The organism is Gemmatimonadales bacterium (assembly GCA_030697825.1).
Lineage (GTDB): Bacteria > Gemmatimonadota > Gemmatimonadetes > Gemmatimonadales > JACORV01 > JACORV01.
Map to the genome: position 1 here is coordinate 1 of JAUYOW010000012.1, position 4,118 is coordinate 4,118.

The window sequence follows — 4,118 nt, forward strand, 5'->3', positions numbered from 1 at the left end:
GCGGTGCAGGCGGCGCTGCTACGCGTCGTGCTCGACAAGGTGGTGGGCGACACGGTGCTGGACGCTTCGCGCCTGTCGGTGGTCGCGATCGCGAACCCGGTGGACGTCGGCGGCGGGTTCGATCTGTCGCTCCCGCTCCTCAACCGCTTTGTCCACCTCGACTGGAACTTCGAGATCGAGAACTGGAAGCGGGGGATGCTCTCGGGCTGGCCCGATCCCAAGCCGTTCGCGCTGCCGGCGGGCTGGGAGTCGGAACTGTACTCGACGCGCGCGCTGATCGCGGGCTTCCTCGACAAGCGCCCGCATCTGGCGCTGAACGTGCCGGGGACCAACGGCAAGGCGCAGGGCACGCCGCGCGCGTATCCCACGCCCCGGTCGTGGGACGTGGCTTCGCGCTTGCTCGCGGCAGCGAAGGCGGTCGGTGGCAACAAGGACGATCGGCTGGCGGTGGTGGCGGCGTGCATCGGGGACGGCGCGGCGATCGAGTTCCTGCGGTGGGAGGACGCGCTGGACCTTCCCGATCCCGAGGCGCTGCTGGCCAAGCCGGGGTCGTTCAAGCTGCCCGAACGCGGCGATCAGCAGTACGCGGTGCTGGGGTCGGTGGTGGCGGCGGCGATCCGCAAGCTGACCAACGACCGCTGGCTGGCGGCGTGGGAGGTGATCGCGGCGGCGGCGAAGCAGGGCGGCGCGGACGTGGCGGCCTCGGCGGCGCGCGCGCTGGCGGGCGTGAAGCGCGACGGCTTCACGCTGCCGACCAAGCACGTGCAGGCGCTCTACCCGCTCCTGCGCGCGACGGGGGAGGTCTAGGGGTCATGGCCAAGCTGATTCCGTTCAACCTGCAGGCGGCGCGGCGCCTGTTGCTCAAGACGCACCCGTACCTGGCGAGCGCGGCCTGGGCGGTGGTGCCGGTCGAGGTGCCCGAGATGCAGAAGAAGGGGGCGCTGGGGCCGATCGGCGTGGACAACTGGGGGCGGCTCTACTTCGACCCGGCGGCGCTTAGTCGCTTCAAGATCGAGGAGCTGTCCGCGATCCTGTACCACGAGCTGTGGCACCTGCTGCGGAAGCACCACGCGCGCGCGGAGGCGATGCACGCGGACCCGGTGCTGGCGAACGCCACGCAAGATGCTGAAATTAATGACGATATCGACGCCGAGAAGTTGCCGTTGCCCGCGTGGGCGGTGCGCCCGAAGCACCTGGGCCAGCCGGACGGCAAGCTCTGGGAGGAATACTACGCGGCGATCGAGTCGAAGGCGCAGAAGGCGCTGGATCGCGCGCGTGCAAACGGGGCGGGCGAGGGGTCGTGCGGATCGGGCGCCGCTGGGCAGGCCCAGCCGTGGGAGCAGGGCGCCCCGGCCGGGAGCGGCGGCAAGGAGGGCGCGCCGCACGGGATCGGGACGGCCGAGACGGAGTTGATCCGGCGGCAGGTGGCCGAGTCGGTGGCGCAGCAGAAGGGGCGCGGCGACGTGCCGGCGGCGTGGGCGCGCTTCGCGGACGAGGTACTGACGCCGCAGGTGGATTGGCGCAAGGTGCTGCGCGCGCAGATCCGGCGCGCGCTGCAGGACGCCGTGGGCCAGGTGGATTATTCGTATTCGCGGCCCTCGCGGCGGCAGGCCGGCTTCGAGGGGATCGTGCTGCCGGCGCTGCGCCAGCCGGTGATCCACCCGGCGGTGGTGGTGGACACGTCGGGGTCCATGAACCAGAAGGACTTGGCGGTGGCGCTGGCCGAGGTGCGCGGCGTGATCGAGGCGGCGGGGCTGGATCAGGGCGTGCGGGTGATCTGTTGCGACGCGGCGGCGGCGCCGACGCAGCGCGTGTTCGACGCGCGCAAGGTGCAGCTCGTGGGCGGGGGCGGGACGGACATGGGCGCGGGGATCACGGCGGCGTGCGCGCTGCGCCCGGTCCCCGAGGTCGTGATCGTTGTAACCGACGGCGCCACGCCCTGGCCGGTCGAGTCGCCGAAGTCGCGCGTGGTGGTGTGCCTGGTGCTGGGCGAGGGATCGGGGGGAGGCGAAGCGGCGGCGATCCCGGCGTGGGCGGGCGCGGTGGTGGAGGCGCGGGTCTGATGGTGGCGGGGCTGGTGGTGGCGTGCGTGGTCGGAGTGGGGTTGGTGGCTTTCTACGTCGCGCATCGTCTAGGGGCGGCGCCCGCGCGCGCGCCGAAGCTGCCGACCGATCAGGAACGCTTCGCGGCGCTGTGCGAGGAAGCGGCGGTGTTGAAGTGGGAGCCGCTAGACGCGGACTGGTTGCATGTGCGCGGTGCGCCGTTAGTCGCGCGTCTGGTCGAGGGTGAGTGGGAGGTTCGCGTGACAGGTACGGGACGGCAGGACGCCTTGCGTGCGGTTGTTGAACGCAAGGACAAACTCTGGGCGGTTTTGGCTGCGGCGGAAGCGGCACAGCGCGCGGCCGAGGTGAGGCAGATCGATCAGGTCGAGGCGCAGGTGCGCGCGAAGATCGAAGCGGACACCCAGGCGGCGCTGCGCGCGCTGGCGAAGTAGGGGGCAGGGCGTGGACCTGACCTCCTTGCTGGGTGGAGTTGACGCGGAAAAGATCGCGAAGCCTGGCGACCTCGCGCTGGTGGCGCGCGTTCGGTACACCTGCCCGAGCTGCGGCGCGATGGTGGCGCGGCTGGCGACGCACCGGCAGGGGTTGGCTTGTGTGTGCGCGACGCTGGCGCGGTTGGCGCGCGAGGCGGGCTTGCAAGAGTGCCACGCGTTCGCGCCGACGATACCGATCGCGTTGCGGGTCAAGCTCCCCACGGGTTACGTGAAGCCGATAAAAGCGACAGGTGCGGCGAGGTACAGCGCCCCGCGCGCGTTCGGCATGTGGTGGGTGCCCAAGTGGACGATCGCGGCGGTCTTGGCCGGCGCGGACAAGCGGACGTTGCGCGCGATGGCGCGCGCCCAGGGGCAGACGCGCGTGGACATGCTGGACGCGTTGCGCGCGCTGGTCGCGCTGGCGAGATGATCGAGGAGCATCTACCCGCGTTCGGATCGATCGCGAAAGTCTGTCCGAAATGCGGGCAGGCTCCCTCCAAGGAGTTCGAGGGGCGCGCGATCCGGCAGGCGAAGCGGCTGGCGGCCAAGTTCTGCCAGGACGCGGTGATCGTCGAGACGCAGCGGGTGAGCGGGCGGATCGAGTCGCACTACATAAAGCGCGGCGCGACCACGCCCAAGTTTCGCGTGCGGTCGTCGCAGCGTCCGTGCCAGGTGCGCGCGGCGAACAAGAAGGAACTGCGGCACTGGTTCGGCATCTTTTCGCCCCCGACACCCACCACGCGGCGCGGGCGCCCATGACCCGGCGCGCGCGGTCGTGTCGCGTGACGGAGCGGCGCGACGCGAAGGGGGCCACGACGGACGTGCTGATCTGGCGCGGGCGCGAGGTGATCCACGCGCTGCAGGGGCAGGGGGCGACCATGACGGCGGGCGAGGTGCGCGTGGCGCGCGCGCGGGCGCGGCGCGAGTGCCCGCGCTGGACCAGCAAGAGGTAGGCGCGTGCGGTCGAGTCGCTTCGGGTCGGCGGCGGTGCTCGGGCGCCTGGCGCTGTCGGACTACCAGCCCTTCGTGCCGGTGGTGGCGCGCGCGTACCTGGCGAGGCCGGTCTACGAAGCCTCGGCCGCGCCGAGCTGGCACGCGCTCGCGGATCACATCGATCGAATGTACCAGCAGCTCGCGACGCGGGTGCGGGTGGAGTTGACGCCGAACGATCCCTACCCGGACGCGGCGACGATGCAGCGCGACATCGCGCGGCACGGGCGCATGAAGGTCTGGCAGGGTGGGAGCGATCACCCGATCTGGACGCCCGATCAGAACTGGCGGTTTCGCGCGGTCCACGACTACACGGTCCACCTGGGCGGCGATCACGACTTCTCGCTGCGCGGCGAGATCGGGGCGTACAACCGGCACGTGAAGATGGCGCCGGTCGCGGCTCGGCTGGCGCTGTTCGTGGAGGTCGTCGGCCAGACCTCGTGCTTCTTCTTCACCGGCGGCAACTTCTGCGCGCAGAAGGTGTGCCAGGTGTACGGCTTCGACTTCGTGAACGTGGGCGAGGTGGACGCGCGCGCGTACTTGGAAAACGGCGTGGATCGCGTTACGGTGCGGTCGTGATCGCAGGCTATTCCGG

Annotated in this window: 7 protein-coding genes; all 7 read left to right on the plus strand. The window is 71.1% G+C overall.

What is annotated here, in order from left to right:
- A partial coding sequence (locus Q8Q85_00540; protein MDP3772733.1) for a hypothetical protein occupies nucleotides 1-807 on the plus strand: 807 nt, incomplete at its 5' end.
- A 5-nt stretch (nucleotides 808-812) separates the two neighbouring features.
- Complete coding sequence (locus Q8Q85_00545; GenBank protein MDP3772734.1) at nucleotides 813-2,063, plus strand: VWA-like domain-containing protein; 1,251 nt, start codon at nucleotides 813-815, stop codon at nucleotides 2,061-2,063.
- Complete coding sequence (locus Q8Q85_00550; GenBank protein MDP3772735.1) at nucleotides 2,063-2,494, plus strand: hypothetical protein; 432 nt, start codon at nucleotides 2,063-2,065, stop codon at nucleotides 2,492-2,494. The genes Q8Q85_00545 and Q8Q85_00550 overlap by 1 nt, the downstream gene beginning before the upstream one ends.
- 10 nt (nucleotides 2,495-2,504) lie before the next feature.
- A complete protein-coding gene (locus Q8Q85_00555; protein MDP3772736.1) occupies nucleotides 2,505-2,963 on the plus strand; it encodes a hypothetical protein in 459 nt (152 codons plus the stop codon).
- A complete protein-coding gene (locus tag Q8Q85_00560; GenBank protein ID MDP3772737.1) occupies nucleotides 2,960-3,292 on the plus strand; it encodes a hypothetical protein in 333 nt (110 codons plus the stop codon). Before Q8Q85_00555 ends, Q8Q85_00560 begins: the two co-directional genes overlap by 4 nt.
- Nucleotides 3,289-3,486, plus strand: coding sequence for a hypothetical protein (locus Q8Q85_00565; protein ID MDP3772738.1), 198 nt, complete (start codon nucleotides 3,289-3,291; stop codon nucleotides 3,484-3,486). The genes Q8Q85_00560 and Q8Q85_00565 overlap by 4 nt, the downstream gene beginning before the upstream one ends.
- Nucleotides 3,487-3,490: 4 nt before the next feature.
- A complete protein-coding gene (locus Q8Q85_00570; GenBank protein ID MDP3772739.1) occupies nucleotides 3,491-4,102 on the plus strand; it encodes a hypothetical protein in 612 nt (203 codons plus the stop codon).
- The last annotated feature ends 16 nt before the right edge of the window (nucleotides 4,103-4,118 follow it).